At 63.1% G+C, this 26,871-nt stretch carries 25 protein-coding genes and 1 pseudogene; 9 read left to right on the top strand and 17 right to left on the bottom strand.

What is annotated here, in order from left to right:
- Positions 1-187 precede the first annotated feature (187 nt).
- On the top strand, positions 188-3,748 hold the full coding sequence (locus R2N03_RS19205) for an indolepyruvate ferredoxin oxidoreductase family protein (protein ID WP_316659443.1): 3,561 nt from the start codon (positions 188-190) through the stop codon (positions 3,746-3,748).
- Positions 3,749-3,826: 78 nt separating this feature from the next.
- On the opposite strand, the gene sbcB is transcribed toward R2N03_RS19205, so the two are convergent.
- Positions 3,827-5,266 carry an exodeoxyribonuclease I gene (sbcB, locus tag R2N03_RS19210; protein WP_316659444.1) on the bottom strand — a complete coding sequence of 480 codons (1,440 nt, stop codon included), beginning with the start codon at positions 5,264-5,266 and terminating at the stop codon, positions 3,827-3,829.
- Between the two features lie 148 nt (positions 5,267-5,414).
- Between sbcB and adhP the strand changes: the two genes are divergently transcribed.
- Together adhP and R2N03_RS19220 are read left to right on the top strand one after the other, a co-directional pair.
- Complete coding sequence (gene adhP, locus R2N03_RS19215) at positions 5,415-6,437, top strand: alcohol dehydrogenase AdhP (RefSeq protein ID WP_316659445.1); 1,023 nt, start codon at positions 5,415-5,417, stop codon at positions 6,435-6,437.
- Between the two features lie 59 nt (positions 6,438-6,496).
- A complete protein-coding gene (locus R2N03_RS19220) occupies positions 6,497-7,492 on the top strand; it encodes a 2-hydroxyacid dehydrogenase (RefSeq protein ID WP_316659446.1) in 996 nt (331 codons plus the stop codon).
- Positions 7,493-7,501: 9 nt separating this feature from the next.
- Here the strand turns inward: R2N03_RS19220 and R2N03_RS19225 are convergent, their stop codons facing one another.
- Positions 7,502-8,131, bottom strand: coding sequence for an HD domain-containing protein (locus R2N03_RS19225; protein WP_009239664.1), 630 nt, complete (start codon positions 8,129-8,131; stop codon positions 7,502-7,504).
- A gap of 155 nt (positions 8,132-8,286) precedes the next feature.
- On the opposite strand from R2N03_RS19225, the gene R2N03_RS19230 reads away from it, so the two are divergent.
- From R2N03_RS19230 to R2N03_RS19240, 3 genes are all read left to right on the top strand, one after another.
- Positions 8,287-8,988, top strand: coding sequence for a Crp/Fnr family transcriptional regulator (locus tag R2N03_RS19230; RefSeq protein ID WP_316659447.1), 702 nt, complete (start codon positions 8,287-8,289; stop codon positions 8,986-8,988).
- Positions 8,989-9,081: 93 nt separating this feature from the next.
- Positions 9,082-10,329 (top strand): MFS transporter, encoded by a 1,248-nt coding sequence (locus tag R2N03_RS19235; protein ID WP_316659448.1) that lies wholly within the window; start codon positions 9,082-9,084, stop codon positions 10,327-10,329.
- Between the two features lie 182 nt (positions 10,330-10,511).
- Positions 10,512-11,324 carry a ferritin-like domain-containing protein gene (locus R2N03_RS19240; protein WP_316659484.1) on the top strand — a complete coding sequence of 271 codons (813 nt, stop codon included), beginning with the start codon at positions 10,512-10,514 and terminating at the stop codon, positions 11,322-11,324.
- Between the two features lie 125 nt (positions 11,325-11,449).
- Here R2N03_RS19240 and R2N03_RS19245 read toward each other — a convergent pair whose 3' ends face one another.
- On the bottom strand, positions 11,450-13,438 hold the full coding sequence (locus tag R2N03_RS19245) for a methyl-accepting chemotaxis protein (protein WP_316659449.1): 1,989 nt from the start codon (positions 13,436-13,438) through the stop codon (positions 11,450-11,452).
- 94 nt (positions 13,439-13,532) lie between these two features.
- Positions 13,533-14,321 carry an SDR family NAD(P)-dependent oxidoreductase gene (locus R2N03_RS19250; RefSeq protein WP_316659451.1) on the bottom strand — a complete coding sequence of 263 codons (789 nt, stop codon included), beginning with the start codon at positions 14,319-14,321 and terminating at the stop codon, positions 13,533-13,535.
- On the opposite strand from R2N03_RS19250, the gene R2N03_RS19255 reads away from it, so the two are divergent.
- Positions 14,320-14,457 carry a hypothetical protein gene (locus tag R2N03_RS19255; protein WP_316659452.1) on the top strand — a complete coding sequence of 46 codons (138 nt, stop codon included), beginning with the start codon at positions 14,320-14,322 and terminating at the stop codon, positions 14,455-14,457. The genes R2N03_RS19250 and R2N03_RS19255 overlap by 2 nt on opposite strands.
- A 136-nt stretch (positions 14,458-14,593) precedes the next feature.
- Positions 14,594-15,079, top strand: coding sequence for a MarR family winged helix-turn-helix transcriptional regulator (locus tag R2N03_RS19260; RefSeq protein WP_316659454.1), 486 nt, complete (start codon positions 14,594-14,596; stop codon positions 15,077-15,079).
- Between the two features lie 57 nt (positions 15,080-15,136).
- Here R2N03_RS19260 and R2N03_RS19265 read toward each other — a convergent pair whose 3' ends face one another.
- Entirely contained in the window at positions 15,137-15,838 is a 702-nt protein-coding gene (locus R2N03_RS19265) for a response regulator (protein WP_316659455.1), read from the bottom strand.
- Between the two features lie 171 nt (positions 15,839-16,009).
- Positions 16,010-16,618, bottom strand: coding sequence for a TetR/AcrR family transcriptional regulator (locus tag R2N03_RS19270; RefSeq protein WP_316659456.1), 609 nt, complete (start codon positions 16,616-16,618; stop codon positions 16,010-16,012).
- Positions 16,619-16,722: 104 nt separating this feature from the next.
- Here R2N03_RS19270 and R2N03_RS19275 point away from each other — a divergent pair, with 104 nt between their 5' ends.
- Positions 16,723-18,183 carry an MFS transporter gene (locus tag R2N03_RS19275; RefSeq protein WP_316659457.1) on the top strand — a complete coding sequence of 487 codons (1,461 nt, stop codon included), beginning with the start codon at positions 16,723-16,725 and terminating at the stop codon, positions 18,181-18,183.
- Positions 18,184-18,199: 16 nt separating this feature from the next.
- Here R2N03_RS19275 and R2N03_RS19280 read toward each other — a convergent pair whose 3' ends face one another.
- The 11 genes and pseudogenes from R2N03_RS19280 to R2N03_RS19325 all read right to left on the bottom strand — a co-directional run bounded on the left by R2N03_RS19280 (position 18,200) and on the right by R2N03_RS19325 (position 26,856).
- Positions 18,200-18,799: an undecaprenyl-diphosphatase gene (locus tag R2N03_RS19280; protein ID WP_316659458.1), complete on the bottom strand. Its 600-nt coding sequence runs from the start codon at positions 18,797-18,799 to the stop codon at positions 18,200-18,202.
- A 597-nt stretch (positions 18,800-19,396) separates the two neighbouring features.
- Complete coding sequence (locus tag R2N03_RS19285; protein WP_316659485.1) at positions 19,397-19,966, bottom strand: YdeI/OmpD-associated family protein; 570 nt, start codon at positions 19,964-19,966, stop codon at positions 19,397-19,399.
- A gap of 666 nt (positions 19,967-20,632) precedes the next feature.
- Entirely contained in the window at positions 20,633-20,962 is a 330-nt protein-coding gene (locus R2N03_RS19290; protein WP_316659459.1) for a hypothetical protein, read from the bottom strand.
- A gap of 165 nt (positions 20,963-21,127) precedes the next feature.
- Positions 21,128-21,451, bottom strand: coding sequence for a hypothetical protein (locus R2N03_RS19295; protein ID WP_316659460.1), 324 nt, complete (start codon positions 21,449-21,451; stop codon positions 21,128-21,130).
- 5 nt (positions 21,452-21,456) lie between these two features.
- Entirely contained in the window at positions 21,457-22,497 is a 1,041-nt protein-coding gene (locus tag R2N03_RS19300; protein WP_316659461.1) for an RHS repeat-associated core domain-containing protein, read from the bottom strand.
- A gap of 497 nt (positions 22,498-22,994) precedes the next feature.
- Positions 22,995-23,090 (bottom strand): annotated as a pseudogene (locus R2N03_RS21055) (RHS repeat-associated core domain-containing protein); the annotation flags it as partial.
- Between the two features lie 38 nt (positions 23,091-23,128).
- On the bottom strand, positions 23,129-23,464 hold the full coding sequence (locus R2N03_RS19305; RefSeq protein WP_316659462.1) for a hypothetical protein: 336 nt from the start codon (positions 23,462-23,464) through the stop codon (positions 23,129-23,131).
- Positions 23,465-23,968: 504 nt separating this feature from the next.
- Positions 23,969-24,370 (bottom strand): hypothetical protein, encoded by a 402-nt coding sequence (locus tag R2N03_RS19310; protein WP_316659463.1) that lies wholly within the window; start codon positions 24,368-24,370, stop codon positions 23,969-23,971.
- A 40-nt stretch (positions 24,371-24,410) separates the two neighbouring features.
- Positions 24,411-25,256 carry an RHS repeat-associated core domain-containing protein gene (locus R2N03_RS19315; RefSeq protein WP_316659464.1) on the bottom strand — a complete coding sequence of 282 codons (846 nt, stop codon included), beginning with the start codon at positions 25,254-25,256 and terminating at the stop codon, positions 24,411-24,413.
- Between the two features lie 251 nt (positions 25,257-25,507).
- Complete coding sequence (locus tag R2N03_RS19320) at positions 25,508-25,750, bottom strand: hypothetical protein (protein WP_316659466.1); 243 nt, start codon at positions 25,748-25,750, stop codon at positions 25,508-25,510.
- Positions 25,747-26,856, bottom strand: a complete 1,110-nt coding sequence (locus tag R2N03_RS19325; protein WP_316659467.1) for an RHS repeat-associated core domain-containing protein — start codon at positions 26,854-26,856, stop codon at positions 25,747-25,749. The genes R2N03_RS19320 and R2N03_RS19325 overlap by 4 nt, the downstream gene beginning before the upstream one ends.
- Positions 26,857-26,871 lie beyond the last annotated feature (15 nt).

The raw sequence follows: 26,871 nt of genomic DNA on the forward strand, positions 1-26,871 counted from the left end.
TGCATCGGACACCACAACCAAGGGAAAACCCGCCCCTATTCTTGCTGCGTTGCACGGTGTTGCGAATGTCACGCAATGCTACGATTCCCACACCCAAGGCTGTCTGCCAGTTTCCACAAGAAGCGGCGCAGGCAGCACCAAAAGAGACCTGCTGTCGGTGATCCCGACACACCCACCCGGAGCACGCATGAATGCCCCTCTGAACGACGCGCTACGCCGCGCGCTCGAAACCGTTTCCCTGGACGACAAGTACACGCTCGAGCGTGGCCGCATCTACATCAGCGGCACGCAGGCACTGGTGCGTCTGCCGATGCTGCAGCAGGAGCGCGACCGCGCCGCTGGGCTGAATACGGCGGGCTTCATCTCCGGCTATCGCGGCTCGCCGCTGGGCGCGCTGGACCAGGCCTTGTGGAAAGCCAAGAAGCATCTGGCCGGGCACAACATCGTCTTCCAGGCGGGGCTCAATGAAGACCTGGCCGCCACGGCGGTCTGGGGCTCGCAGCAGGTCAATCTGTATCCGAACGCCAAGTTCAGCGGCGTGTTCGGCATGTGGTACGGCAAGGGGCCGGGCGTGGACCGCACGATCGACGTGTTCAAGCACGCCAACTCGGCGGGCTCGTCCGCGCATGGCGGCGTGCTGGTGCTGGCAGGCGATGACCACGCTGCCAAGTCGTCCACGCTGGCGCATCAGTCCGAGCACGTCTTCAAGGCGGCCGGCATTCCGGTGCTGTATCCGTCGAACGTGCAGGAATACCTCGACTACGGCCTGCATGGCTGGGCGATGAGCCGCTATTCCGGCCTGTGGGTGTCGATGAAGTGCGTGACGGACGTGGTGGAATCGTCGGCGTCGGTGGATGTGGATCCGCATCGCGCACAGATCATCCTGCCCGAAGATTTCGTCATGCCGCAGGGCGGCCTGAACATCCGCTGGCCCGATCCGCCGCTGGTGCAGGAAGCCCGCCTGCTCGACTACAAGTGGTACGCCGGTCTCTCGTACGTGCGTGCCAACAAGCTGGACCGCGTGGTGCTCGATTCGCCGCAGGCGCGCTTCGGCATCATGACCGCCGGCAAGGCGTACCTCGACGTGCGCCAGGCGCTGGTCGACCTCGGCCTCGACGAGGAAACCTGCCGCCGCATCGGCATCCGCCTGTACAAGGTCGGCTGCGTGTGGCCGCTGGAAGCGCACGGCGCGCGTGCCTTTGCCGAAGGGCTGCAAGAGATTCTGGTGGTGGAAGAGAAGCGCCAGATCCTGGAATACCAACTCAAGGAAGAGCTGTACAACTACCGCGACGACGTGCGCCCGCGCGTGTACGGCAAGTTTGACGAACGCGACAACGCCGGCGGCGAATGGTCGGTGCCGATGGCCAACTGGCTGCTGCCGGCGCACTACGAACTGTCGCCTGCGCTGATCGCGCGCGCCATCGCCACGCGTCTGGAGAAGTTCGAACTGCCGTCGGACGTGCGCGCACGCATTGCCTCGCGCATCGCCATCATCGACGCCAAAGAGAAGGCGCTGGCCAAGCCGCGCATCACCGCCGAGCGCAAGCCTTGGTTCTGCTCGGGCTGCCCGCACAACACATCGACCAACGTGCCGGAAGGCTCGCGCGCGCTGGCCGGCATCGGCTGCCACTACATGACCGTGTGGATGGACCGCCGCACCGACACCTTCAGCCAGATGGGCGGCGAAGGCGTGGCGTGGATCGGCCAGATGCCGTTCTCGGGCGACCAGCATGTGTTCGCCAACCTGGGCGACGGCACGTATTACCACTCGGGCCTGCTGGCGATCCGCGCATCGATTGCGGCCAAGGTGAACATCACCTACAAGATCCTCTACAACGACGCCGTGGCCATGACGGGCGGCCAGCCGGTCGACGGCCCGCTGTCGGTGCCGCAGATTGCCGCGCAGGTGCATGCCGAAGGCACGTCGCGCATCGTCATCGTCACGGACGAGCCCGAGAAGTACAACGCCGCCATCAAGCTGCCCGAAGGCGTAACGGTGCACCACCGCGATCGCCTCGACGCGATCCAGCGCGAGCTGCGCGAGGTGCAAGGCACCAGCGTGCTGATCTACGACCAGACCTGCGCGACGGAAAAGCGCCGCCGCCGCAAGCGCGGCACGATGGTGGACCCGGCACGCCGCGCGTTCATCAACGACGCGGTGTGCGAGGGCTGCGGCGATTGCTCGGTCAAGTCGAACTGCCTGTCGGTCGAACCGCTGGACACGGAGCTGGGCACCAAGCGCAAGATCAACCAGTCGTCGTGCAACAAGGATTTCTCGTGCGTGAACGGCTTCTGCCCGAGCTTCGTGACGGCCGAAGGCGCGCAGGTGCGCAAGCCGGAATCGCACGGCGTGTCGATGGAGGGCCTGCCGCTGCTGCCGCATCCTGAGCTGCCCGCCATCCAGCGCGCGTATGGCGTGCTGGTGACCGGTGTGGGCGGCACGGGCGTGGTCACCATCGGCGGCCTGCTCGGCATGGCCGCGCACATCGAAGGCAAGGGCGTGACCGTGCTCGACATGGCAGGCCTGGCGCAGAAAGGCGGCGCGGTGCTCTCGCACGTGCAGATCGGCGAGCGTCCGGATTCGATCCACGCCACGCGCATCGCCATGGGCGAGGCCGATCTGGTGATCGGCTGCGACGCGATTGTCTCGGCGTCGGACGAAGTGCTGTCGAAGGTGCAGCACGGCCAGACGCGCGCCATCATCAACAGCACGGCATCGCCCACGGCCGATTTCATCAAGAACCCGAACTGGCGCTTCCCGGGCAGCTCGGCCGAGGCGGACATCCGCGCGGCCGTCGGCGACGCGTGTGCCTTTGAAGACGCCAACACACTCGCCGTGCGCCTGCTGGGCGACGCCATCTTCACCAACCCGCTCGTGCTCGGCTTTGCGTGGCAGAAGGGCTGGGTTCCGCTGACGTACGACGCGCTCATCCGCGCGATCGAACTCAACGGTGTGGCCGTCGAGAAGAACAAGACGGCGTTCGAATGGGGCCGCCACCTCGCGCAAGACCGCGATGCCGTACTTAAGCTGGCCGACGACGCCCCGCGTGCCAAGGCCGACGTCATCGCCCTGCCCTCGCTGGACACGCTCATCGCCCGCCGCGTCGATCTGCTGACCGCGTACCAGAACGCCGCGTATGCCGCCGAGTTCCGCGCGGTGGTGGAACGCGTGCGTGCAGCAGAGGCCGCCGTGGTGGGTGCGGGCCAACCCCTGGCGCTCACGGAAGCGGTGGCGCGCAACCTGTCGAAGCTGATGGCGTACAAGGACGAATACGAAGTCGCCCGCCTGTACACCGACCCCGCGTTCCTCGACAAGCTGCGTGCGCAGTTCGAAGGCGAACCCGGCCGCGACTACCAGCTCAACTTCTGGCTCGCGCCGCCCATGATCGCCAAGCGTGATGAGAAGGGCCACCTGGTCAAGCAGCGCTTCGGCCGGAGCACGATGGGCATCTTCAAGGTGCTCGCCAAGCTCAAGGGCCTGCGCGGCACGGCGTTCGACCTCTTCGGCAAGACCGAAGAACGCCGCACCGAGCGCGCGCTGATCGGCGAATACCGCGCGCTGGTCGATGAACTCGTGAAGGGCCTGACGGCGCAGAAGCTGGCGCAAGCCGTGGAACTGGCTCGCCTGCCGGAGGATATCCGCGGCTTCGGCCACGTGAAGGAAGCCAACCTGGCGGCGGCGCGCATTCGCTGGAACAAGCTGCTGACACAGTGGCGCGATCCGGCGGCGGCGCAGCGGGCAGCCTGATCGGCGCCAAGCATTCAGCATCGCCATGAAAAAAACGGAGGCTTCGGCCTCCGTCTTTCTTGATGTGCGCTGGCTTCGTCAGCCCGGTACGATCTGCTGTGCGTAGTCGTACAGATCCTGCAGGATGGTCTGCGCACGCGTGTCGCCGTTCTCCGCCGCTTCCGCGCCCAACTGCTGAAGCCGCTCGCCGAAAACTTCGAACGTCATATAGCCGTCACGGCCCTCAAACAGGCGCTCGGCGCGCAACTGCTCCCACTGCTCGTATTCCTCTTCGTTCAACGTGTCGGGAAAGTTGCGTGCGCGGTAATGGAACAGCAATTCAGGCAGACGCGCATCGGCAAACTCCGCATGCAGACGCGCGAGCTGTTCGCCGCTGAGCGTGCGCAGCTCGTTGAGCAGGCGGCGATCATCGTTGCCGACAAATCCGCCGTACAGGTTCTGGTCGACGTCTTCGATCGGCTCCAGTTCGCGGGCGTATACCTGACGCCACGTTTCGCGCATGTCGGGCGCGCCCTGCGCGATGGCGGCATGGCGTTCGATCGTGGCGAAGTCGATGCCCCAGCGTTCTGCCTGCGCGGGCTGCAGCGTCTTCATGTTGCTGATGACGATGGGCGACTTGTTGATGTGGATCGACTTGATCGGCAGCCGCGTGGTGCCTTCTGCCAGATCGGCTGTGCGCGTGAACATGCGCTCGCGGATCGTTGCCACATCCATGTGAAACAGCTCGGACGGGTCGAACGCCAGATCCCACACGATCAGTTCGTTCTTGTTGGTCGGATGACCACCCAGCGGCCACACCACGGCCATGCAACCGCGCTCGACGCCGTACATGCCGGAGATATGCAGCAGCGGCCGCGGCGCATCGCCGATCTCGGCCACCACGCGGTCTTTCTTGCGCAGCGCCAGGCAGAAATCGAACAGGCGCGGCTGCGCGTTGCGAATCAGACGCGCCAGCGCGATCGTCGCGCGCACGTCGGACACCGCATCGTGCGCCGCCTCGTGCACCAGGCCATTGGCCTTGGACAGATGCTCCAGCTTGAAGCTCGGCCGGCCGTCTTCATGCGTGGGCCATTGAATGCCTTCCGGGCGCAGCGCCCACGTGGTGCGCACCACGTCGAGCAGATCCCAGCGCCCGCATTCGTTCTGCCACTCGCGTGCGTACGGGTCGATCAGGTTGCGCCAGAACAGGTGGCGCGTCACCTCGTCATCAAAACGAATGGTGTTGTAGCCGACGCCGATGGTGCCGGGCGTACCGAGTTCGCGCTCGATGGCCTGCGCGAAACGGTATTCCGGAATGCCTTGCCGGGCGCACTGCTGCGGGGTGATGCCGGTGATGAGGCACGACACCGGATCGGGCAGCCAGTCGTTGGACGGCTGGCAGAACAGTTCGACCGGCTCGCCGATCTCGTTCAGCTCGGCATCGGTGCGGATGCCGGCAAACTGCGCGGGGCGATCACGGCGCGGCACGGCGCCGAACGTTTCGTAGTCGTGCCAGAGAAAGGTGGGAGTGACAGGCAAGGCAGCAGCTCGCTCGAAAACACTGAAGATGCCGGCATGCTAACAGTGTTGCCCATCCCGCACGCCCTCCTCGGCGGTTGACTCACATCAATCCGCCCCCGCCAGGCGTCGACCAGACTGGTATCTCCCCCCAACCAGGAGATGTCTCATGGCCCAGTCGATGAAAGCCGCGGTAGTCCATGCGTTTGGCGAACCCTTGCGCATTGAGGAAGTGCCGGTTCCCACACCTGGGCGCGGGCAGATTCTTGTCAAGATCGCGGCCTCGGGCGTCTGCCACACGGACCTGCACGCCGCCGATGGCGACTGGCCCGTCAAGCCAAGCCTGCCCTTCATCCCCGGGCACGAAGGGGTCGGTTATGTGGCAGCCGTGGGCGAAGGCGTGACCGCCGTCAAGGAAGGCGACCGCGTAGGCGTGCCCTGGCTCTACACCGCCTGCGGCCACTGCGAGCACTGCCTGAGCGGCTGGGAAACCCTCTGCCACGAGCAGCAAAACACCGGCTACTCCGTCAACGGCGGCTATGCCGAATACGTACTGGCCGATCCGAACTACGTCGGCCATCTGCCCGCGCAGGTCAGCTTCGAAGAGATCGCACCCATCCTCTGCGCGGGGGTGACCGTCTACAAAGGCATCCGCATGACCGATACGCGGCCCGGCCAGTGGATCGCCATTTCCGGCATTGGCGGGCTGGGGCACGTGGCGGTGCAATACGCAATCGCCATGGGCCTGCACGTGGTGGCCGTCGACGTGGCGCCAGAGAAACTTGCGCTCGCGCGCGAGCTGGGCGCCAAGCTGGTCGTCGATGCCTCCCAGCAAGACCCGGCGGCCGTGATTCAGAAAGAGATCGGCGGTGTGCACGGCGTGCTGGTGACGGCGGTGTCGCGCAGTGCCTTTGCGCAAGCGCTGGGCATGGTGCGGCGCGGCGGGACGATCTCGCTCAATGGGCTGCCGCCGGGCGATTTTCCGCTGCCGATCTTCTCCACGGTGCTCAACGGCATCACAGTGCGCGGTTCGATTGTCGGCACGCGGCGTGATCTGCAAGAGTCCCTGGAGTTTGCCGCCGAGGGGTTGGTACGCGCCCACATTCACCGCGACAAGCTCGACAACATCAACCAGGTGTTCGCCGACCTAAAGGCCGGCAAGGTGGATGGCCGCATCGTCTTGACGCTCTGAGTGCCGCCACCCGGCGGTGCGAGTAAGCTGCAGGCATCACGTCCGCTTGCCCCACCGCCATGCGCATCCTCTTTTTCAGCAGCCACCGTTACGACGAAGACAGCTTCCGCGCCTCACTCGCGCGCGGCGGTCATAGCTTCGACCTCGTTTTCCAGCGCGCGCACCTTGAAGCGCAAACGGCGCCCCTCGCAGCGGGCTTTGAAGCGGTGTGCCCGTTCGTGAATGATTGCCTCGATGCGGAGGTGCTCGAAGCGCTGGCAGCGGGGGGTACGCGGCTGATCGCGCTGCGCTCGGCAGGCTTCAACCATGTCGACCTGCCCGCCGCTCAGCGCCTGGGGCTGACGGTGGTACGCGTGCCGGCGTATTCGCCGCACGCGGTGGCCGAACATGCGGTCGGCATGATCCTCACGCTCAACCGGCGGCTGCACCGTGCCTGCAACCGCACGCGCGAAGGCGATTTCTCATTGGATGGATTGCTGGGCTTCGACCTGGCGGGCAAGACCGTCGGCGTGGTCGGCACGGGGCAGATCGGGCAGGTGTTCGCACGCATCATGGCGGGTTTCGGTTGCCGGCTGCTCGCGTTCGATCCGTTTCCGCAGGCGTCGCTGTCTGCGCTTGGCGTGACCTACGTGCCGCTGCCCGATCTGCTGGCGCAGTCCGATATCGTCAGCCTGCACTGCCCGCTCAACGCCGATACGCATCACCTGATCGACGCCAGCGCGCTGGCGAGCATGAAGCCGGGCGCCATGCTCATCAACACAAGCCGCGGCGGCCTGGTCGACAGCCCCGCGCTGATCGACGCCCTCAAGACCGGTCAGCTCGGCCACCTCGGGCTGGACGTGTACGAAGAAGAGGCCGATCTGTTCTTCGAAGACCGCTCCGCCGACGTGCTGCAGGATGACGTGCTGGCGCGGCTGCTGAGCTTTCCCAACGTCATCGTGACCGCGCATCAGGCGTTCTTCACACGCGAGGCGCTGGCGGGCATTGCCGACACCACGCTCGCCAACGTGGCGGCGTGGGCGGCAGGCGCGCCCGTCAATGTGGTGAAGGCCTAGGCCGGCACATCACGCTGCCGCGGCCTTCGGCTGCGATAGTTCGCTCTCCCCTTCCTTCACGTAGATGGAGTTACGCGGCTTGGCCAGCACGCGGCGCACCATCGGCTCGAAGAACGACAGCGGCAGGTTGTCGTAATCGGGCATGAAGGCGGCGGCGTCGTACTTGGCGCAGAACTCGGCGGTGCGCTCAAACAGCTCGGGCTGGCTGCGGTACTGCTCGCGCAGGTTGCGGTCGAGCCCCAGATGGTGGAAGAAGTAATAGCCCTGGAAGATGCCGTGCTTCTCGACCATCCACAGGTTTTCGGGGCTCACGAACGGCTTGAGGATGGCCGCGGCGATGTCCGGGTGGTTGAAGCTGCCCAGCGTATCGCCAATATCGTGCAGCAGCGCGCAGACCACGTATTCCTCGTCGCGGCCGTCGCGGTGGGCGAGCGTGGCGGTTTGCAGGGAATGCGCGAGACGATCGATCGGGAAGCCGCCGCAATCGCCGTCGAGCAGCTTCAGGTGCGCGAGCACACGGTCGGGCAATGCGCGGGCAAAGGGCATGAATTCGGCCGAGATGGCGGCCCAGTCCTCGCGCGTGCCGTGCTCCATGTGGGAAAACGTCGCGCGGGGCGCAGTGTGTTGCGGATCGGTCATTGGGGGGTGTCTCCTTCGTCGCCAGAGGGTCGCGTCGGTGCCGCGTCGTGTCAGCCGTCTTCGCGCAGCTTGTGGGGCATTCTCTGCCCGGCGCTTGCGCACAGACTGTCAAGCGTTTGACAATGCATCCTCCCCTTTCGCCGCATCCTGCCACCATGCCTGCCGGAGCGCCCCATACCGCCCCCGCCCCGAACCCGGCGCAACTCGCGCAGGGCTGGCTGCGTGGGGCGCCAGCCGAGCTGCTGGCGGAGATCGCGCCCAGCGCCCGCCTGGTCACGTACCCCGATGGCGAGTGCATCCATCCGCACGGCGGCCCCGCGCAGGGCATGTTCCTGATCGTGCGGGGGCGCGTGCGCATCAGCCGCACGACCGATGGCGGCAGCGAACTCGTCTACGGCGTGCTGCGCGCTGGCGAATGGTTTGGCGAGATTGCCCTCATCGACGGCGGCGGCCGTACGCACAGCGCACATGCGCAGGGGCCGACCACCCTCATCCTGCTCGGCAGCGCCACATTTGCGCGTGTGGTGTCTGCCTACCCGGCCGGCATGTGGGCGCTGATGCAGCAGCTCTGCCAGCGCATCCGGCTGATCTTCGACGAGTTCGAGCATGCCAGCGAAATGCCCGCCGATGCGCGCCTCGCCCAGCGCCTGCTGCAGCTCGCCCGCGCCGGCGACGGGCGCACCGTGGCGGCCAGCAACGAGGAGCTGGGTCGCATGCTCGCGCGATCCCGCCAGACGATTTCCAAGTATCTGCAGGCCTGGCAACGCGAGGGGTGGGTCCGATGCCACTATCGCGCGGTGGAAATCGTGGATGCGCCGGCACTCCGCGCGCTGATCGGCACCCCCGCCGCGCGATGAACGCACCCCACCTCAGCGGCACGCGCAACCGGACACCCGCCGCTAGAATTTCCGCACGTCACGCAGGCCTGCCGCCACATCGCTCCCCCTCCCATGACACGCTCTCTCTCGCCGGCATCGCCTGAAGGCCGGCGCCTGGTACTGCTGCTCGGCCTGGCGCAGACCGTCTCCTGGGGCACGCTGTACTTCACCTTCACCGTCTTCCTGGCGCCGATGCACGATGCGCTCGGCTGGGCGCGGCCGTTCCTGGCGGGCGGATTCTCGCTCGGGCTGCTCGTGTGGGCGCTATGTTCGTTCTGGGTGGGCCGCGCGCTGGACCACTGGCCCGCCCGGCGCGTGATGGGCGCTGGCACCGTGCTGGCGGCGGGCAGCCTGCTGGCGTGGTCGCGGGTGTCCAGCGAGGCGGCCTTTCTGCTGCTCTGGCTGCCGATGGGCGTGGCCATGGCGACCACGCTCTACGACCCTGCCTTCGTGGTACTGCGCCAGGTCTTTGGGGAGGCATACCAGCGCCCCATCATCGGCCTGACGCTGATCGCGGGGTTCTCCAGCACGATCTGCATTCCGCTGGCGCAATGGGGCGTGGAACATATCGGCTGGCGCCACACACTGCAGATGTTCGCGCTGGCCCATCTCCTGATTTGCCTGCCGGTACACCTGCGGCTGCGCGTGAAGCCGCAGGTGCACCCGCCAGGCACCATCGACGATGTCGCACCCGTGGCGGCGTCGGCCTGGCGCACGGCGCTTCGCATGCCGGTGTTCTGGGCCGTGGTGCTGGCTTTCGTGTCCGTCAGCCTGATCGCCACGGTACTGGGTGCGCATCTGATTCCGCTGCTGTCCGAGAAAGGCGTGCCCACCGGTCGCCAGTTGCTGATCGCGGCGCTCATCGGGCCCGCCCAGGTGCTCGGCCGGCTGGCGATGATGCGTTTCCGTCTGCCACACCCGATCCGCATCGCTCCGGCCACGTATGTGGCCATGGCGGTGGCACTCATCCTGCTGGCGCTCTCGAGCGGGCCGCTGCTGGTTGTGTTTGCCCTCGTGTACGGGGCGGCCAATGGCATCAACACCATGCTGCGTGCGATTGCCATGCCTGAACTCGTTTCTCGCAGCCAATACGCCACCCTCAATGGCCTGATGATGACGCCCGTTCTGCTTGCCCAGGCGAGCGCGCCGTGGCTCGCCGCCCTGCTGTGGAAGGCGACCGGCGGTTATGCAGCGGTCGAGTGGGCAATGGTGGCCGCGGCGTTCGTTGCGCTCGTGTCGTTCGCCTTCGGGTTGCGCTACGCGCCGACCCACACGCCGCGCGGCGCTGGCAGCGCAGCCGAGGTGACGCATGCACCATGAGCGATGCGCCACCTTGCGCGTCGGACATGACGGCTAGGAACCTTCATCGGCGCACATCGGTCTTGAAACATATGACGTGATGCTTCAACCCTGTGATCGGGGCAGTCGACTGCTTGCGGCACCCCGATGGAGGACGCGCCGTGATACCGCTTCATCAGGAAACACCCAACGCAAGCGAGCCGTTGCCCTGGTCGATCGACGAGATCGACTACCGCGGCATCGACCTCGCGCGCGTGCGCGAGCACCGCATGCTGTTCTATCTGGTGACCTGTGCTTCGTTCATCGAAAGCGGCTCCGACCTGTACGCCGGCAACCTCGCCGCGTATTACGCCGATATCCCGGAGGCCGCCCACTGGCTGACTCACCACTGGGAGCGCGAAGAGCTGCAGCATGGCCGCGCGCTGCGCCGCTATGTCGAGACTGTCTGGCCCACGTTCGACTGGGAACGCGGTTACGCCAGGTTCTTCGAGGAATACTCCGTCACCTGTTCGGTTGAACAGCTCGAGCCAACGCAGGCCCTGGAGATGGCCGCGCGCTGCGTCGTCGAAACCGGCACCGCCACCTTCTACCGCGCCATCGCGCAGGCCGCCGACGATGCCGATGAACCCGTGCTGCGCGACCTCGCCAGCCGCATCTCGGCCGACGAGGTACGCCACTACAAGCATTTCTTCCGTTTCTTCAATGCCTGCAATGCCCGCGAGCAGGTGGGCCGCATGCGCGTGTTCAAGGCACTGGCCGCGCGACTGCGCGAGATCAAGAACGAGGACTCGATGATCGCCCTGCGCAACGTGCTGCGCATCGAACACGGGCAGGAAGACGTGCCCGACGCCGACGTGCGCGCCCTCAACTCCCGCGTGAGCTCGGTAGTGCGCTCGCACCTGCCGATCGACATGGCGGCCAAGATGCTGCTCAAGCCACTGCACTTGCGGCCCGGCCTTGAACGCTCGATCCGGCCGCCGCTGGTGGCGCTGGTGCGGCGAGCGGTGCTGCAGTAGGGCCGTCGCGCCGTCGCCCCTAGGCCCGCATCCGGCCGCTCGCGGCAGACACCTTCAAGCGCCCGCAGACGGCACCGCCCCCCAACGCTGTCGACGACGAAGCTGGGCGCGGTGCGCGGCCGGGCTCAAGCCAGCCGGAACACATCCACCGCGCCGCGCAGCTCCTGTGCCTGGTGACGCAGGCTTTCGGCGGCGGCGGCGGCTTGCTCCACCAGCGCGGCGTTCTGCTGCGTCACCTCGTCCATCGAGGTGACCGCGCGGTTGACCTCTTCGATGCCCTGAGACTGCTCACGTGAGGCATGGCTGATCTCGCCCATCAGGCCGGCGATGCGCTCCACGCGCGTCACGATGTCGTGCATCGCGTCACCCGCGCCGCGTGCGGCTTCGTTGCCCGCCTGCACTTCCTCGACCGAGCGGCCAATGAGTTCCTTGATCTCCTTCGCGGCGGCCGCGCTGCGTTGGGCGAGGCTGCGCACCTCGCCGGCGACCACGGCAAAGCCACGGCCCTGCTCGCCTGCGCGCGCCGCTTCCACGGCGGCGTTGAGCGCCAGGATGTTGGTCTGGAAGGCAATGCCGTCGATGATGCCGGTGATGTCGGCAATCTTCTGCGCCGTCGCGTGGATACCCGACATGGTGTCGACCAGGCGTTCGACGGTCTGCCCGCCCGCGTTGGCGGCTTCGCTGGCGGACTGCACCATGTCGTGCGCATGCTGCGCGCTGTCGGCATTCTGGCGAACGGTGGCCGCCAGCTGTTCGATGCTCGACGCGGTGCGTTCCAGGTTACCGGCCTGCGCTTCGGTCCGCGCCGAAAGGTCTGCGTTGCCCGCGGCGATCTGGCCCGTGCTGGAGGCAATGGTGGAGGCGCTGGCGCGCACCTTGTCGACGATGCCCGTGAGGCCATCGCCGACGCCGTTCACTGCGCGCATGAGCTGACCGATTTCATCGCGGCGGGTGGCTGGCAGGCGGTGTGTGAGGTCACCCGCAGCCACGCGCTCCGCCACGTTCACCACTTGCGCCAGCGGCGTGCTGACCGCGCGACGCAGCATCCAGTACAGGCCGCCCGCCAGCAGCGCCCCCAGCGCAAGGCCAAGCAGCAGGAAACGGTTGCGCGCCGAAACGAGGTCGGCTTCGAGTTCATCGACGTAAGCTGTGCCGGCAATCAGCAACTGCCAGTCCGGATACTGCGTGAACACGGTAAGGCGCTCGCGCGCGGCGCCGCCGTCGGCATCGGCCAGCGCGTGGCGCAGGGTGCCGTCCTTGCGTGCGATCATCTCGCGCACCCAGGCCTGGCCGCCGGCGTCCTTGGCGTCGAGCAGATTCTTGCCTTCGCGTGCCGTGTTGCGGTCGATGAGCACCTTGCCCTGGTCGGCGCCGGGCTTGCCGTCGATCACAAAGTATCCGCCGCTCTTGCCGATGCCGTGCGAGCGGATCTTCTCCTTGAGCAGTTTCAGCTCGGCGCGTACGTCCACGCCGACATACAACGCGCCGATCACCTTGCCCGACGCATTGCGCACTGGCTCGTACTTGCTCATGTAGGGCACCCCGAACAGCCACGCCAGGCCGCGGAAGGGTTCGCCGGCCATCAACCCCCTGTAGCTCGGATGCGCGCGATCGAGCAGCGTGCCGATCGCGCGTTCGCCGTTTTCCTTCTTGAGCGAGGTGGTCACGCGCACGAAGTCGTCGCCGGTGCGGGCGAAGACCGTGGCGATGGTTCCGCCCGTGCGGGCGAAGAATTTGTCGGGCACGGTGAAGTTGAGGTTCAGTACCGTATCGCCGCTCTTGAAGGTGGGCGTAGGCTTGCCGGCGACTTCGACGGTCTGCGCCGGGTCCACGCTGTAGGGGCCAGGAGCGGCATCCGCAAAGGCCGTGAGGAAGCGGTCGGCCTCGGTGCGCATGGTGCCGTCGAACAGGCCGATCATGTCGCGCATGGCGGCCTCCTGATCATGCATGGCCGACTGGGTGTTGGCCTCGAGTGTGCGCAGGCTCGATTGCGAAATCGCCAGCGCAAAGAGGCCGAACACCAGCACCAGTGCGGCCAGCCCGATGATGGCCAGGCGCGTGCCAAGGCTGGTGGCAGGTGCGGAAGAATGGGACAGGGGCACAGACGCTCGCATGTTTTTTTCCTCGGGGTCGTCGTCTGGGTTAACAACGGTCCCGCGAGGAAAAGCTTGAGCGCAAACGTTTATCTGTGATCCTGGGTCGGCTTTTCTAGAACGCCGACTTGACCACACCGCCATCCACACGCAGCGCGGCGCCGGTCGTGGCCGCCGACAGCGGGCTCGCCACGTAGGCCACCAGGTTGGCCACCTCCTTGGGGGTGGCAAAGCGCTTGATGAGCGAGGTGGGCCGGGCCGTCTCGAAGAAGGTCTTCTCGAACGCCTCGAAGCTCTGACCACCCGAGAGCTTTTCCACGAAGGCGTCCACCCCCTCGGAGCGCGTCGGCCCCGGCAGCACCGCATTCACGGTGACGGCCGTCCCGGCGCAGCGTTCGGCCAGCCCGCGCGAAAGGCCGAGCAGCGCCGTCTTCGTCACGCCGTAGTGGATCATTTCAGCCGGGATCTGGACGCCGCTCTCACTGCTGATGAAGACGATGCGGCCCCAGTTCTGGGCACGCATGGCGCCCAGGTAAGCCCGCGACAGGCGCACGCCGCTCATCACGTTGACGTTGAAGAAGCGCAGCCATTCCGCATCGTCGATGTCTTCGAACGGCTTGGGGTCGAAGATGCCGAGGTTATTGATGAGGATATCGACCTTGGGGAAGCGGCCGAGCAGCGCATCGACCTCGGCCGGGCTCGACAAATCGCCGGCAAAGGCGTCGACCTGTGCGCCAGGCACTTCCGCTTGCAGGCGCGCGATGGCATCTGCCACAGAGGCCTCGGAACGCCCATTGACGATGACACGGGCGCCTTCGGCGGCCAGTGCTACAGCGATGGCATAACCGATGCCCTTGGTCGAGCCGCTCACGAGAGCGAGCTTGTTCTGAAGGTGGAGATTCATGGCGTTGAAAAAAGGAATTTGGAGGAGAAACGGCACGCCGCCGGACACGCTGCGGCGTCGGCGTTTCAACCATGATACGAAGCTCGCCGCCTTTGCCAACCGCAATCGTTTTGCAGCGGTATCCAACGAAATTTGATGACGTCGTTCGGTGCCGATCCCGGCTTGACGGCCTGGGCAAGCGAAGATTAGTGTGCAATGGAGCACGCTCGCGTTATCGGGAACGCACGGCGCGCCTGACAAGCCGGATCACCGGCAGAACGGGGAGCACCACCATGAGCATCGACACGCAGACACCGCCCCAGGCCGCCAGCGCGGGCGAAGGCGCCTACCAGCTTGACACCATGGACCGCGACACCAACATCGGCCGACTCGTGCATCGGGTGCGGCATGCCTTGGTGACGCATATCGACAGCGCCCTGGCGTCGTTGGACCTGACCGCCGCACAGTGGACCGTGGTCATCTACCTGGCCGAGGGCCTGGCCAGCACGCCCGCCGAACTCTCGCGCCTGCTGCACTACGATCCGGGCGCGATGACGCGGCTGATCGACCGGCTCGAAAAGAAGAACATCGTCAAGCGGGCCCCCAGCGATGCGGATCGCCGCTCGGTGGTTGTCTCGCTCACCGAGCAGGGCCTCGCGCTGTATCCGGAGATCCGGCCCCTGGTCATGGACGTGCTGAACAACCTGCTGCGCGGATTCTCGCCGGCCGAGGTCAAGCAGCTGGAAAATCTGCTGCTGCGCGTCCTGCACAACGCCTGACTGGCTCCGGCGGCAGGACCCACGCTCGGCAGGCAGGCCGCGCGACACCGCCGGGACTCACGGCCCGTCGAGTTCGTGCTGGATCTTGAACAGCTCGGTATCGGACCGGATGCCCAGCTTGCGGAAAGCCGATTGCTTTTGCGAGCTGATGGTCTTGATACTGCGCGCGAACTTGTCGGCAATGTCGGTCACGGACATGCCGTCGAGGCAGCAGCGCAGGACCTCGCGCTCGCGGGGGCTCAACTCCGGGCGATCCACGAGCGGTGACAGCCTCGCTCCGCGCGCGGCAGGCGCGGCGGGCGCCGCATCGTCCAGCCCATCGCGCTCCATCTCGGCCGCCAACGCGGCGTTCAGGCGCTTGCCGCCGGTCGCCACCGTACGGATGGCCCGTACCAGTTCGGCCAGCTCCTCTTCCTTGCCGACAAACCCGCGCGCGCCGGCATGCATCACCATCCCGACCGTCGCCTTGTTGTGGTGCGCCGAGGCCACCAGGATCTTCAGTTCGGGATAGCGCACGCGGATGAGGCGGATGAGGTTGAGCCCATCGATTTCCGCCGGACCCAGCGAGTAGTCCATCAGCAGGACGTCGACGCCGACGGCGTTGTTCCTGAGGGCCTGCACGACCTCCCGCCCGGAGGCGAAGATGCCGGTCACCTCGATATCTGTTTCTTGCTTCAGTCGCGCCGCCAGGCCGTGACGGACGACTGCATGGTCATCGAGCACGACCACGCGGATCGGTCGGGTCGCAGTCCAGTTCATGGTGGCAGGTTCCTGTTCGGCTTGTTTTGAGACGACGGCAAAGACTGGGGCCATGGCGGTGTCGACGCCTTGGGGAATCGCGTCACGCGCCCGCCCTCGGGCCTCGGAAGAGGCCACATATTAGATGAAACGGCCGGGTCGGCACCACGCCGCCCCGCTGGGCAACGCCGCTCATGCGATGGCCGCATCGATACGCGCCCGCGTGCTGCGGCGTGCGCGCTCGAACACCGCCATGTCACCCATCAGGAATGCCACGTTGGCATTGGAGCGGAACGATTCGATTTCGAAGACGAGCTGGTCGACGTCAAGATCGGCGCGCAGCTCTCCTGCCGCCAGACTTGCGGCGATCACCTCGCGAAACCGCCTGCGCACCCCTTCGCGGTGGGCGCGCACGCGGTCCTGGAGGACGCCGGGACGCGCGCGGTATTCGTAACTGGCAGCGCAGACGAAGCATCCGCCCGGCGACTGCCCGCTGGCCACGTAGTCGAACCAGCCGTCGGTCAGCGCGCGCAGGCGGGCGAGCGGACTCTCGAGCGCCATCGCAGGCTCGACCACCGACGTGAGGTAATGGACGACCCCCGCATCCAGCGTGGCGAGCTGCAGGTTTTCCTTATCGCCAAAGAGCACCTGGATATTGCCCTTGCCCACCCCGGCATCGGCAGCGACGCGGCCGATGGTCAGCCCTTCGAGCCCGTCGGTGGAGGCAATGGCGGCCGCGTGCTCGAGCACCTGGGCGCGCGCACGTTCACCGCGCAGACGGCGGCCATCGGTTTCGTTCATGGCAATGCCCTATCGGTGAGTGGGGTCAACGCAATCGGTCCTTGACGCAATCGAATGCCTCTTTAGTATACGTACGACCGTATATTAATAATCGAGACCCCACCATGTCAACGGAATCCCTTCCCGCAGGAAGTCTCGCCGCCGCCGGCGAGACGCGGCGCTGGCCCGCGCTTGCGGCGCTGCTCACCGGCAACTTTGTCACGATTCTCGATCTGTTCATTGTCAACGTGGCGATCCCGGACATCCGCGCCGGGCTGCATGCGAATTTCGCGCAGATCCAGCTCGTGATGGTGGGCTACAGCGCGGCGTATGCGGTGTTCCTGCTCAATGGCGCGCGCCTGGGCGACCTCTTCGGGCGCAAGCGCATGTTCCTCACGGGCATGGCGCTGTTCACACTGGCATCTGCGTTGTGCGGGCTGGCAAGCACGCCATGGATGCTCATCGCCATGCGCGTCGGCCAGGGCCTGGGCGCGGCCATCCTGATGCCGCAGGTCATGGCTTCGCTGCGCGTGCTGTTCGACGGCGATGCGCGCCGCCGCGCGTTTGGCACGATGGGTGCGGTGCAAGGCGTCGCGGCCTCGATCTCGCAGATCATCGGCGGCTGGCTGATCGCGCATCCGCTGGCGGCCGATGTATCGGGCTGGCGCGCGGTGTTCCTGGTGAACGTGCCGATCGGCGTCACGGCGCTGCTGGCGGCGCGCGCTTTTGTGGCGGAGTCCAGGGCGCCGGTGGCCGCCCGCCTGGATGTGCACGGTGCCGTGGCGGGTGCTGTCGCCCTGGTCATGCTGCTGGTCCCCGTCATGCTGGGCCGTGAGTCCGGCTGGCCGTGGTGGTCCTGGACGGTGCCGCTGGCCGCGCTGCTGGTGGTGCGGCACTTCGTGCGCGTGGAGCAGGCCCTGTCCGCGGCGGGGCGGGTTCCGATCATCGAGATAGCACTGTTCCGCAATCGCAGCTTCGTCCTGGGTGTGCTGGCCATCTTTCTCTTCTACACCGCCATGAGTTCGTACTTTCTGGCGCTGACGATCCTTCTGCAGTTCGGCCGCGGCTTGACGGCGCTGGCCGCCGGACTGGTCTTCACGCCGGCGGCCATCGCGTTCTTTGCCGGCTCGCTGACGGGGCCTCGGCTGGCAGAGCGCATCGGCCAGTATGCGCTGTTGCTCGGCGTGGCGATCTTCGCCATCGGCCTGGTGCTGCTCGCTGCCATGGCGCAGGCTGGCGCGCCCACCGCCTGGTTCATCTTGCCGCTGGTGCTGAACGGCTTTGGGCAGGGCATGGTGATCCCGCTCTCGCTCAATACCATCCTGAGCAGCGTCGAGACGGCTCAGGCGGGCATGGGTGCGGGGACGGTCACGACCATGCAGGCCGTCGGCAATGCCGTCGGCGTGACCGTGGTGGGCGTGCTGCTGTTCTCGTTGCTGGGCCACGTGGATGGCACGGATGCGGCGTCACCGGCCGCACACGCCGCGCACTACGGCCACGCCTTCGCGCTGGCCACGCTGTACAACGTGGGCGCCACGGTGGTCGCCCTGGTGTTGTTCTGGCGTGCCTGGCGGCGGCACGCCTAGCCTCTTCCGTGCGTGCTCACTTGCGTACCCAGCCGCGCCGCACGCACGGGGCCAGCACCACGCCATGCACCGCCAGCCCGAGCCGGTGCAGCGGATCGGACAGCGTATGCGCCACGCGCCCACTGCACAGCCATGCGCTCAACGCCGACACGAGCGCCGCGCCCACCATGTCGAAAGGGTAGTGCACGCCGAGGTAGATGCGCGCCCACGCCATCGGCAACCCCAGCCCCGCCAGCAGCATGCCCAGACGGCGCAGGCGCGCGTTCCCCATCAAGCTGAACGCCACGGTCCACAGCACCGTCAGGTGATCGCTCGGGAACGACGAATCCGCGACGTGCGGGAGCAGATTGCTGCCGAGGCCGATCACAAACGGCCGGGGGTGATACCACGCCAGACCGAAACCGACATTCACGAGGAGCGCCAGCGCCGCAGCCAGTGCCGCCTGCAATGCATGACGGCGCGTCGATGGCTCGCCCCATAACCACCCGGCCACCAGCGTAAGCGGCACCAGCCAGATGGCATATTCGGCAAAGGCCATGGCCAGCCAGACCGTGACGGCCGACGGCCCGGGCCCCGCATTGATCCAGAGAAACAGCGTGTGATTGAGTGCTTCCATACAGCAGCCTGCAGGCCGGTCCGCGTTGATCGTCGTGGTTGGTCCACACGCACACGGTTTGCGTTCCCCAAACGAACGTCCGCCCGGCGCGCGGATTTGACCCGCGCATGCCGCTTGGCACCCCGCTGTCTGTTTCTTCTTTATTTCTTCTGTATATAAAAATAGTAGTAGTAGATAACGGCCTGCGTTTTCTGTGGATAGCTCGAAAAAGCGGTGTTGCCTCAAGGGCTTGGAAAAAGGACAACGCATCGGACAGCGTGTGCCGTCGCGTGGATGAATCGGGCACAGCAGTGCGGGCGCACAGTGCAACTTCAAAGTTATTCGCGCGGCATCGACAGATCGCCCCCGGGCAGCCAACACGGTTGTCCCTGAAGTTCTTCACGTGTTTATCCACAGCAGGCGGTGTCGGCCGTGCAACGAGAACGAGGCGGAGCCCGCGCGCGCCCTGCTTTATCTCCCGGTGTTCAGTTGACTATCGCGCGAGATGGCCGTGCAGCCCGCTGAAGCGAATGCACCGCCGCACGGAGCCTGCCTCCATGACCGGCGCAAGACGGCCACACACACCGTGGCGACATCGCATCGAGGGGCAGTTGCATGCTAGGGATGCAGCTTTTCACCCTTGTTCAGCATGTCAATGAACTGCGCAATCTTCCTGGCGCGCGTTTCGGCCTTCTTGACGTTCTGGATTCTGAACAGGATGGCGTATCGGTTCTGGCCATTCAGGCTGGCAAAGAATTGCTTGGCCTTCGGGTTGCTGTCGAGGGCCTGCTGCAGATCGTCTGGCACGGTCGACTTGCTGGCGGATGCATAGGCAGCCGCCCAACGTCCGTCGCGCTTGGCCTGATCGATGGCGCGAAGCCCCGCGGGGCGCATCCGTCCCGCAGCGATCAACGCCTCGGCTTTTGCCTTGTTGATCCTCGACCAGATGCTCCTGGCGGTTCTGGGGGTGAATCGCTGGAGCCAGTAGTGCTCGTTTTCCGCCTGCTTTTGCCCGTCGATCCATCCGTAGCAGAGTGCGCTCTCCAGTGCCTGTGCATAGGAAACGGTGGACGCTTCGGCCGATTGCTTGGCGATGCGGAGCCACGCACCGGGCACAGCATCTCCGTTGGCTTCAAGCCAGGCTTCCCAGGCTTGCTGCGTGCTGAACGTGAGCTTTGGACTGTGCATCTCGCTAAGCGTGAAGTGAGGGTTAGGCGGCGCCGCCGTGCGTGCGCCGGAATGGATGGTAGGGCGGAATCCGGGCGGTCGCGAATGCTTCTTCGCAATGCGTGTGAAGTGCCGTAATACCGCTGCAGAGAGGAACGCGATCGCGGTCATCTCTGGAAGCCGCGATATCCGGAAGTGAAGGTTCAAGGCCACTCGCCGACGGAACGGTTTGCGTCGGCAGTCCGCCCGGGCAACTCAATCCGCCTCTTCTTTCTCGGGCAGCTCCCGGCTGCGGAACGTACTGGGTGCCACGCCGTAAGAGAGCATCCTTCTCGTTGGTCATGACTTACTAAACGCACCTAAACTGAAGATGAATTTCTGAACTTATCCGCCGGGTAGGCACGGCGCCTGAGTTGATGCCTGACCCTCAATGACGCTCAACAATCGCAAGAAAGCACATTTGCCCAGGGCGATGGGGACGAAGCTGTTGGGTTCGTACAGATAGTGCGTGGTGCGGGTGCTGCCGGGTGACGGGTGGTAGGCGCCCTGGCGCATGATGTCGGCGTCGCGCCGGGCTTCCCAGGCCAGGGTGTCGCCGTCCCAGCCGTAGAGCGTGAAGCCACATCCCAGCTCCTTGAGCCATGGCCGTGCTCCTTCTCGAAGGGCCGCTCACGCGGTCCTTGTTGTCTAGTTGTTTGTCTTGATGCGAAACGCTTCCTTCAGCGTTACTTCATCGTCCAAATCCCCATCTTCGAAACATCCAACAACCCTGCCGCTCAACGCTCCTTGCACCAGCTTGCATAAATTCAGCGATCTAAAATTAACTTCCAGCCATAGCGACCGATCGCTCTCTTGAGTCAACCTAACATCATATTCAGCCAATGTCTGTAGCTCCCGATCCTTCAGACAAACTTCCAGTGCCTGCGCCTTGACGTATGCGTCACTCGACTTCAACGAGTCCATGACATGCTGCGCTGAAGTAGTGTCGTCAAATACCAATCTATATTCGTAGCTCATGATCCGTGTGGCCTCCCTCGAACAGCTGGTAGATCAGCCGGATTACGGATACCAATGTGTGTTTCATTCGGATCTAGCGACACAAGCCCTCGATTATTAAGTTGATTCCCAGCAGGAATCTGGCGTTTCGTGGGTAATTCATTTAACTTTAGCGGTTTAGGAGAATCAATTGGCAAATGTATCAATATCATCGAGTGCATCCCGCACCCTTCCGGACAGAGATTCGTCCTTGAGTTTTTTTTCTAGAATTGGAATAACCTTATCTTTATCAATTTTTCCGTACATTCTGGCGACGTGTCCGATGCATGTAATCCCAAGGCCCTTGATATCATCGTTCATTCCAACCTCAATCGCACTTATGCATTTATCCTGGATCCAATCTGGGTCATTAATGTTGAAGCACAAATACATGAGAGCATCTATGACAACATCACTCTGATTCGACCTCAGCATAATCTCAATATCTTCCTTGCTGTACTGAGTTGTCATATAAATCACCTCTTTATCCTTCCCTTGCCACTGACCATTCCTGACTTCTTAAGGGCAGATTGTTGGTCGTTGTGCAAATCACACCAGCAGCGAACGTGACCATGAAATTCCTCATCGCCATTTGGATGAGTCCTGGTCTTGTCCATGACAACAATCTCATCATTTCGAGCATCGACTCCAACGCGCCTAGGTGAGGTTTCTTTAACTTGCACTGAATTATTAAGCGCAAATTGCCCATCAGTCGGGGCTCGGCTTTTCACCGCATTGTCCATAGTTCCATGATAGGGGGCATCTTTATAGATGCGGGCCAAGCCAAGTGGGTCAATCCACTCTACCGGATTGGGGGCATAAGCGTGGACGTTCAGCCCACCCGCCAGCCCAATCGGATCCTTCGATATGAACCGCCCACTGCTCGGGTCATAGTACCGATGCCGGTTGTAATGCAGCCCCGTCTCATGATCGAAGTACTGCCCCTGGAACCGAATCGGGTTTTGGATACCAGCCTTCCTGGCCGCATCAGTAATGACCTCCTGCGCCGCTCCCCACGCCTTGTAATGCGCACTCCACGCAATCTCACCGGTTTGGTCAGTAAGCTCCTGCGGCGTGCCCAGGTGGTCGCACTGGTACCAGGCCAGACTATCAAATGGTGTGGGCTGAATCTCGTACTGCCACAGCGGATCCTCATCGATGTCGTAGTCAGCCTCGGCATAGGCGGGCTGCTTGTGCAGGGGCAGCATCCCGTGCGTGACGCCCTGGGCGATGGGGACGAAGCTGTTGGGTTCGTACAGATAGTGCGTGGTGCGGGTGCTGCCGGGTGACGGGTGGTAGGCGCCCTGGCGCATGATGTCGGCGTCGCGCCGGGCTTCCCAGGCCAGGGTGTCGCCGTCCCAGCCGTAGAGCGTGAAGCCACAACCCAGTTCCTTGTTGACCCGGGCGCGTTCGTTGTGGATGTAGACGCTGCCAGCGCCGAGGGGCTCGAAGTAGACCGCCTGTGCGTGTTTGGTGATGCGCCGGCCGAGGGCATCGTATTGGTATGCCGCGCTCAAGCGGTGGTCGATTTAGTAGGTGTTTCGTCCGCGCGCAGCCGGCGTAGATGACTGGCATCGTCTTGTGATGAGCGGCCAGCTCTGGCTTTGTAGTCATGCTGTTAGCCATGACCTGCATGCGTCGATTCCGGCAGAACACGTTGGCCGAACAGCGTGTCAACTGGAGCCACTAACCCACCACTTGGCCGTCCCGATCAAATCACTAATCCTATAATTTTGGCTCACGTCCGATGCTGAAACAACTTGCAATTAGAAGTGGCCTAGCTATAGCAACTGCCCCACCTTCCATGTCATCGAATTCCCCTAGAGGAACTAGAAAAAACATTGATGCTTTTTCAACTTGGCGAAGTATGGAGATAGGGAATTTACGCGAGTCGTAAAACCATCCACTACTCAGCAACTCCTGCACCGAGCGCTCGTTGTCCGACAAAACAACATGAGCAGAGGAGTGCAACGCAACTAGCCTTACCACTTCCTGAAAGCGGGGGTGACGCAAACAGATATTGGTACGCGTTCAAGCCACCTCGCAGCCCGATCGGGTCCTTGCTGATGAATCTCCCCGTGCCTGGATCATAGTACCGATGCCGGCTGTAGAGGAACGAGGGGCCACTGACACGGCCATCTCATTCATTTAAAGGCAATTCGAAACCAACTTAACCAAATCAGGGAAGAACGCGTCAAGCGCCATGCACAAATAATCTGGATTCCCCTCGAATTTAAAGATATCCCCAGAAATCACTTTTCCCTCTTGATCCGTCAGATCGGCAGTTACCCTATATTTATCCCCCACACCTGTCAGATCAAGTGTTAGATCGATCTCCTTTGGGTAGAAGCTTACGTATTCCGTACCGCCGAGAGAGTTTTTGTAAAATCCTGAATTCGATGACTCAATATTGCCCCTCTTTTCAAGAGCGCATTTTACCCTTGCTACATAGTCTGACCAATAGGATTGGATATCGGTCGCCATCACTTTTTCCCCCGACCAGTGACTGCTCCCAATATACCTTCTGTCAGAGAGTGCGTCGAGCCGCCTCCTCTGGACTTCGCCCAGTCTGTTAATTTGGAATCGGTCGGATCGTTTATCGGTCGAATGGTCACGTGACTATTCGGCTTATCATGCGTCGCCTCCCGCTAAATTTCCACCGTGATCCATCAAGTAGAACTTCATCATCGTGGACACCGTGTGGTTGATCCAAGTGCTTCGGAAAGCCCCTTAAGGTTTTCATCATTAAAATCGTCTGCATCATCAGGATGCACGATTCGAGCGTGATTCTGAAATTTATTTGTTGGATCCTCGATAACATCAAATCGCGCCCTTCGGACCACATCTGCTGTACCTGATGCAACAGTCTCAGTTGCCTTCAGCAAGCCAGTAACCTTCGGAAAGGCATTTCTCATCTGTTGAGCTGCAACGCACGGACAGCAGCTATGGAAGACGGGTAACGACAGCGTCGAATTCAACTACTTCCGTCTATGACCCCAATCGATCTTTTGCGGCCTCTGCTACCGATTCGTCTTGGTCCCCAGCAAGACGAGTCAATATGTCTCCTGGAACTTTTGGATTAAGAGCTATTCTTTTCCTAACAGCCGGCTCGGGATCTAGCGACAATCTTTCGAATATGTCTCGACTTATTCTTCTCTTCATAGCAACGTCGCACCGCGTCATCCAATCGTCGCTTGCCGACAAACGATCCAAAACGCTCATGGAAATCGTGTTGTTAAAGGCAACGCTCCGCGAGAGCTCTGGGTATTTTTCCAGGACCGAAAACCACACACTATCAGATGCCTCCCATTGAGTTTTTGAAAACTCCGCATCGTCATCACTTTCCACATATCCTTTGAATTCTTCTGCAGTTTGAATTTTCATCATCATTCACCTTTGGCGTCTCGACACTTCATGCCCTTCATCGAAATTACTTTTCCCGTCTCGCCTTTGTGCTTCCCATAAAATCACCATAGACATCCGCGTCGCGGAAATGAACAAGATTGCCACCCTGATCTTCCATCAATTTCCACGCAGAACCTCCGTGTCCCTCCGTATCTGCAGACCACCATTGCTTCGTCTTGGGATCACGAAAATACTTCACGCGGGTTCCGTTGAGCATCGCCTCGCAAATTCGGTCGTAGCGGGTTACTACCCACTCTTTCCGGCAAGGACATTTGGAGTTCTGATTAGGCTTGTTCGATGTGGGTTTTCTTCCCGCTCCGCCACTTGATGTGCGTGCCAGGCCGAGTGGGTCAACCCATTGCACCGTATTTGGTGCGTACTGATAGCCGTTAATCCCACCCGCCAGCCCAATCGGATCCTTCGATATGAACCGCCCACTGCTCGGGTCATAGTACCGATGCCGGTTGTAATGCAGCCCCGTCTCATGATCGAAGTACTGCCCCTGGAACCGAATCGGGTTTTGGATACCAGCCTTCCTGGCCGCATCAGTAATGACCTCCTGCGCCGCTCCCCACGCCTTGTAATGCGCACTCCACGCAATCTCACCGGTTTGGTCAGTAAGCTCCTGCGGCGTGCCCAGGTGGTCGCACTGGTACCAGGCCAGACTATCAAATGGTGTGGGCTGAATCTCGTGCTGCCACAGCGGATCCTCATCGATGTCGTAGTCAGCCTCGGCATAGGCGGGCTGCTTGTGCAGGGGCAGCATCCCGTGCGTGACGCCCTGGGCGATGGGGACGAAGCTGTTGGGTTCGTACAGATAGTGCGTGGTGCGGGTGCTGCCCGGTGACGGGTGGTAGGCGCCCTGGCGCATGACGTCAGCGTCGCGCCGGGCTTCCCTGGCCAGGGTGTCGCCGTCCCAGCCGTAGAGCGTGAAGCCACATCCCAGCTCTTTGTTGATCCGTGCGCGTTCGTTATGGATGTAGACGCTGCCAGCGCCGAGGGGCTCGAAGTAGACCGCCTGTGCGTGTTTGGTGATGCGCCGGCCGAGGGCATCGTATTTTCTATCTCCCCGAGCTATGACTAATCACACGTAACCGAAAGGCCGCGTATGCGGCCCGTCCGTCACCAAACTCGCATATGTGGAGCGCAGAAACCAGAAACGATATCCATAATTTCTAGGATCCTGTCTTCAACATCTTCAGCTACGCCATTCCTCATTGCGGCGAGCAGTTCATTCACAGATTCCGGGCTAAATCCTTTCTCCCGATATTTCACAAGAATAGTTCGAAACACATCGAGTTTGGCACTCTCATCCAATGCATCGCGCAGTTCCCGGTCCAGTACGACATCAAGTTCACCCGTCATTGCTTTATCCATTTGTCACGAGTTGAACTGAGTGCCGCTTGATAATCAGATAACGACATGCTTGCAATTGGTTGGATCGTCCCGTGCTTAGCGCTATCCTGCACGTACTTCAGACTTTTCGGGAGGTCGGCTGTGTTCAGCAGACAAGCGCAATCCTTCCCGGTTCCGCCTAGATTTTCGGGACGCCTATGAGGCGGAAGATTTCGTGCTGACTCCGGCGCAACCGAAATGCCGCCCGTGTCCGGGTGAACCATCCCATTCGAATCAACTGGAATATCTACACCGGGGCGTGCACCAAGCCCACGTGCGGTAGGTTCAGCGATAGGAAGTCCATCGTTTCCGGTCTTCATTGCACGATATACGTCTGCTCCCGATAGGCCAAGCGGATCGATCCAACTGACCGGGTTCGGCGCGTACTGATAGCCGTTAATCCCACCCGCCAGCCCAATCGGATCCTTCGATATGAAGCGCCCACTGGCCGGATCATAGTACCGATGCCGGTTGTAATGCAGCCCCGTCTCATGATCAAAGTACTGCCCCTGGAACCGCAGCGGGTTCTGAATACCAGCCTTCCTGGCCGCATCAGTAATGACCTCCTGCGCCGCTCCCCACGCCTTGCACTGCGCACTCCACGCAATCTCACCGGTTTGGTCGGTAAGCTCCTGCGGCGTGCCCAGGTGGTCGCACTGGTACCACGCCAGACTATCAAACGGTGTGGGCTGAATCTCGTACTGCCACAGCGGATCCTCATCGATGTCGTAGTCAGCCTCGGCATAGGCAGGCTGCTTGTGCAGGGGCAGCATCCCGTGCGTGACGCCCTGGGCGATGGGGACGAAGCTGTTGGGTTCGTACAGATAGTGCGTGGTGCGGGTGCTGCCGGGTGACGGGTGGTAGGCGCCCTGGCGCATGATGTCGGCGTCGCGCCGGGCTTCCCAGGCCAGGGTGTCGCCGTCCCAGCCGTAGAGCGTGAAGCCACAACCCAGTTCCTTGTTGACCCGTGCGCGTTCGTTGTGGATGTAGACGCTGCCAGCGCCGAGGGGCTCGAAGGAGACCGCCTGTGCATGTTTGATGATGCGCCGGCCGAGGGCATCGTATTGGTATTTCATTTTGAACCAACACGA

Source organism: Ralstonia condita (assembly GCF_958405655.1).
Taxonomy (GTDB): Bacteria; Pseudomonadota; Gammaproteobacteria; order Burkholderiales; family Burkholderiaceae; genus Ralstonia; species Ralstonia condita.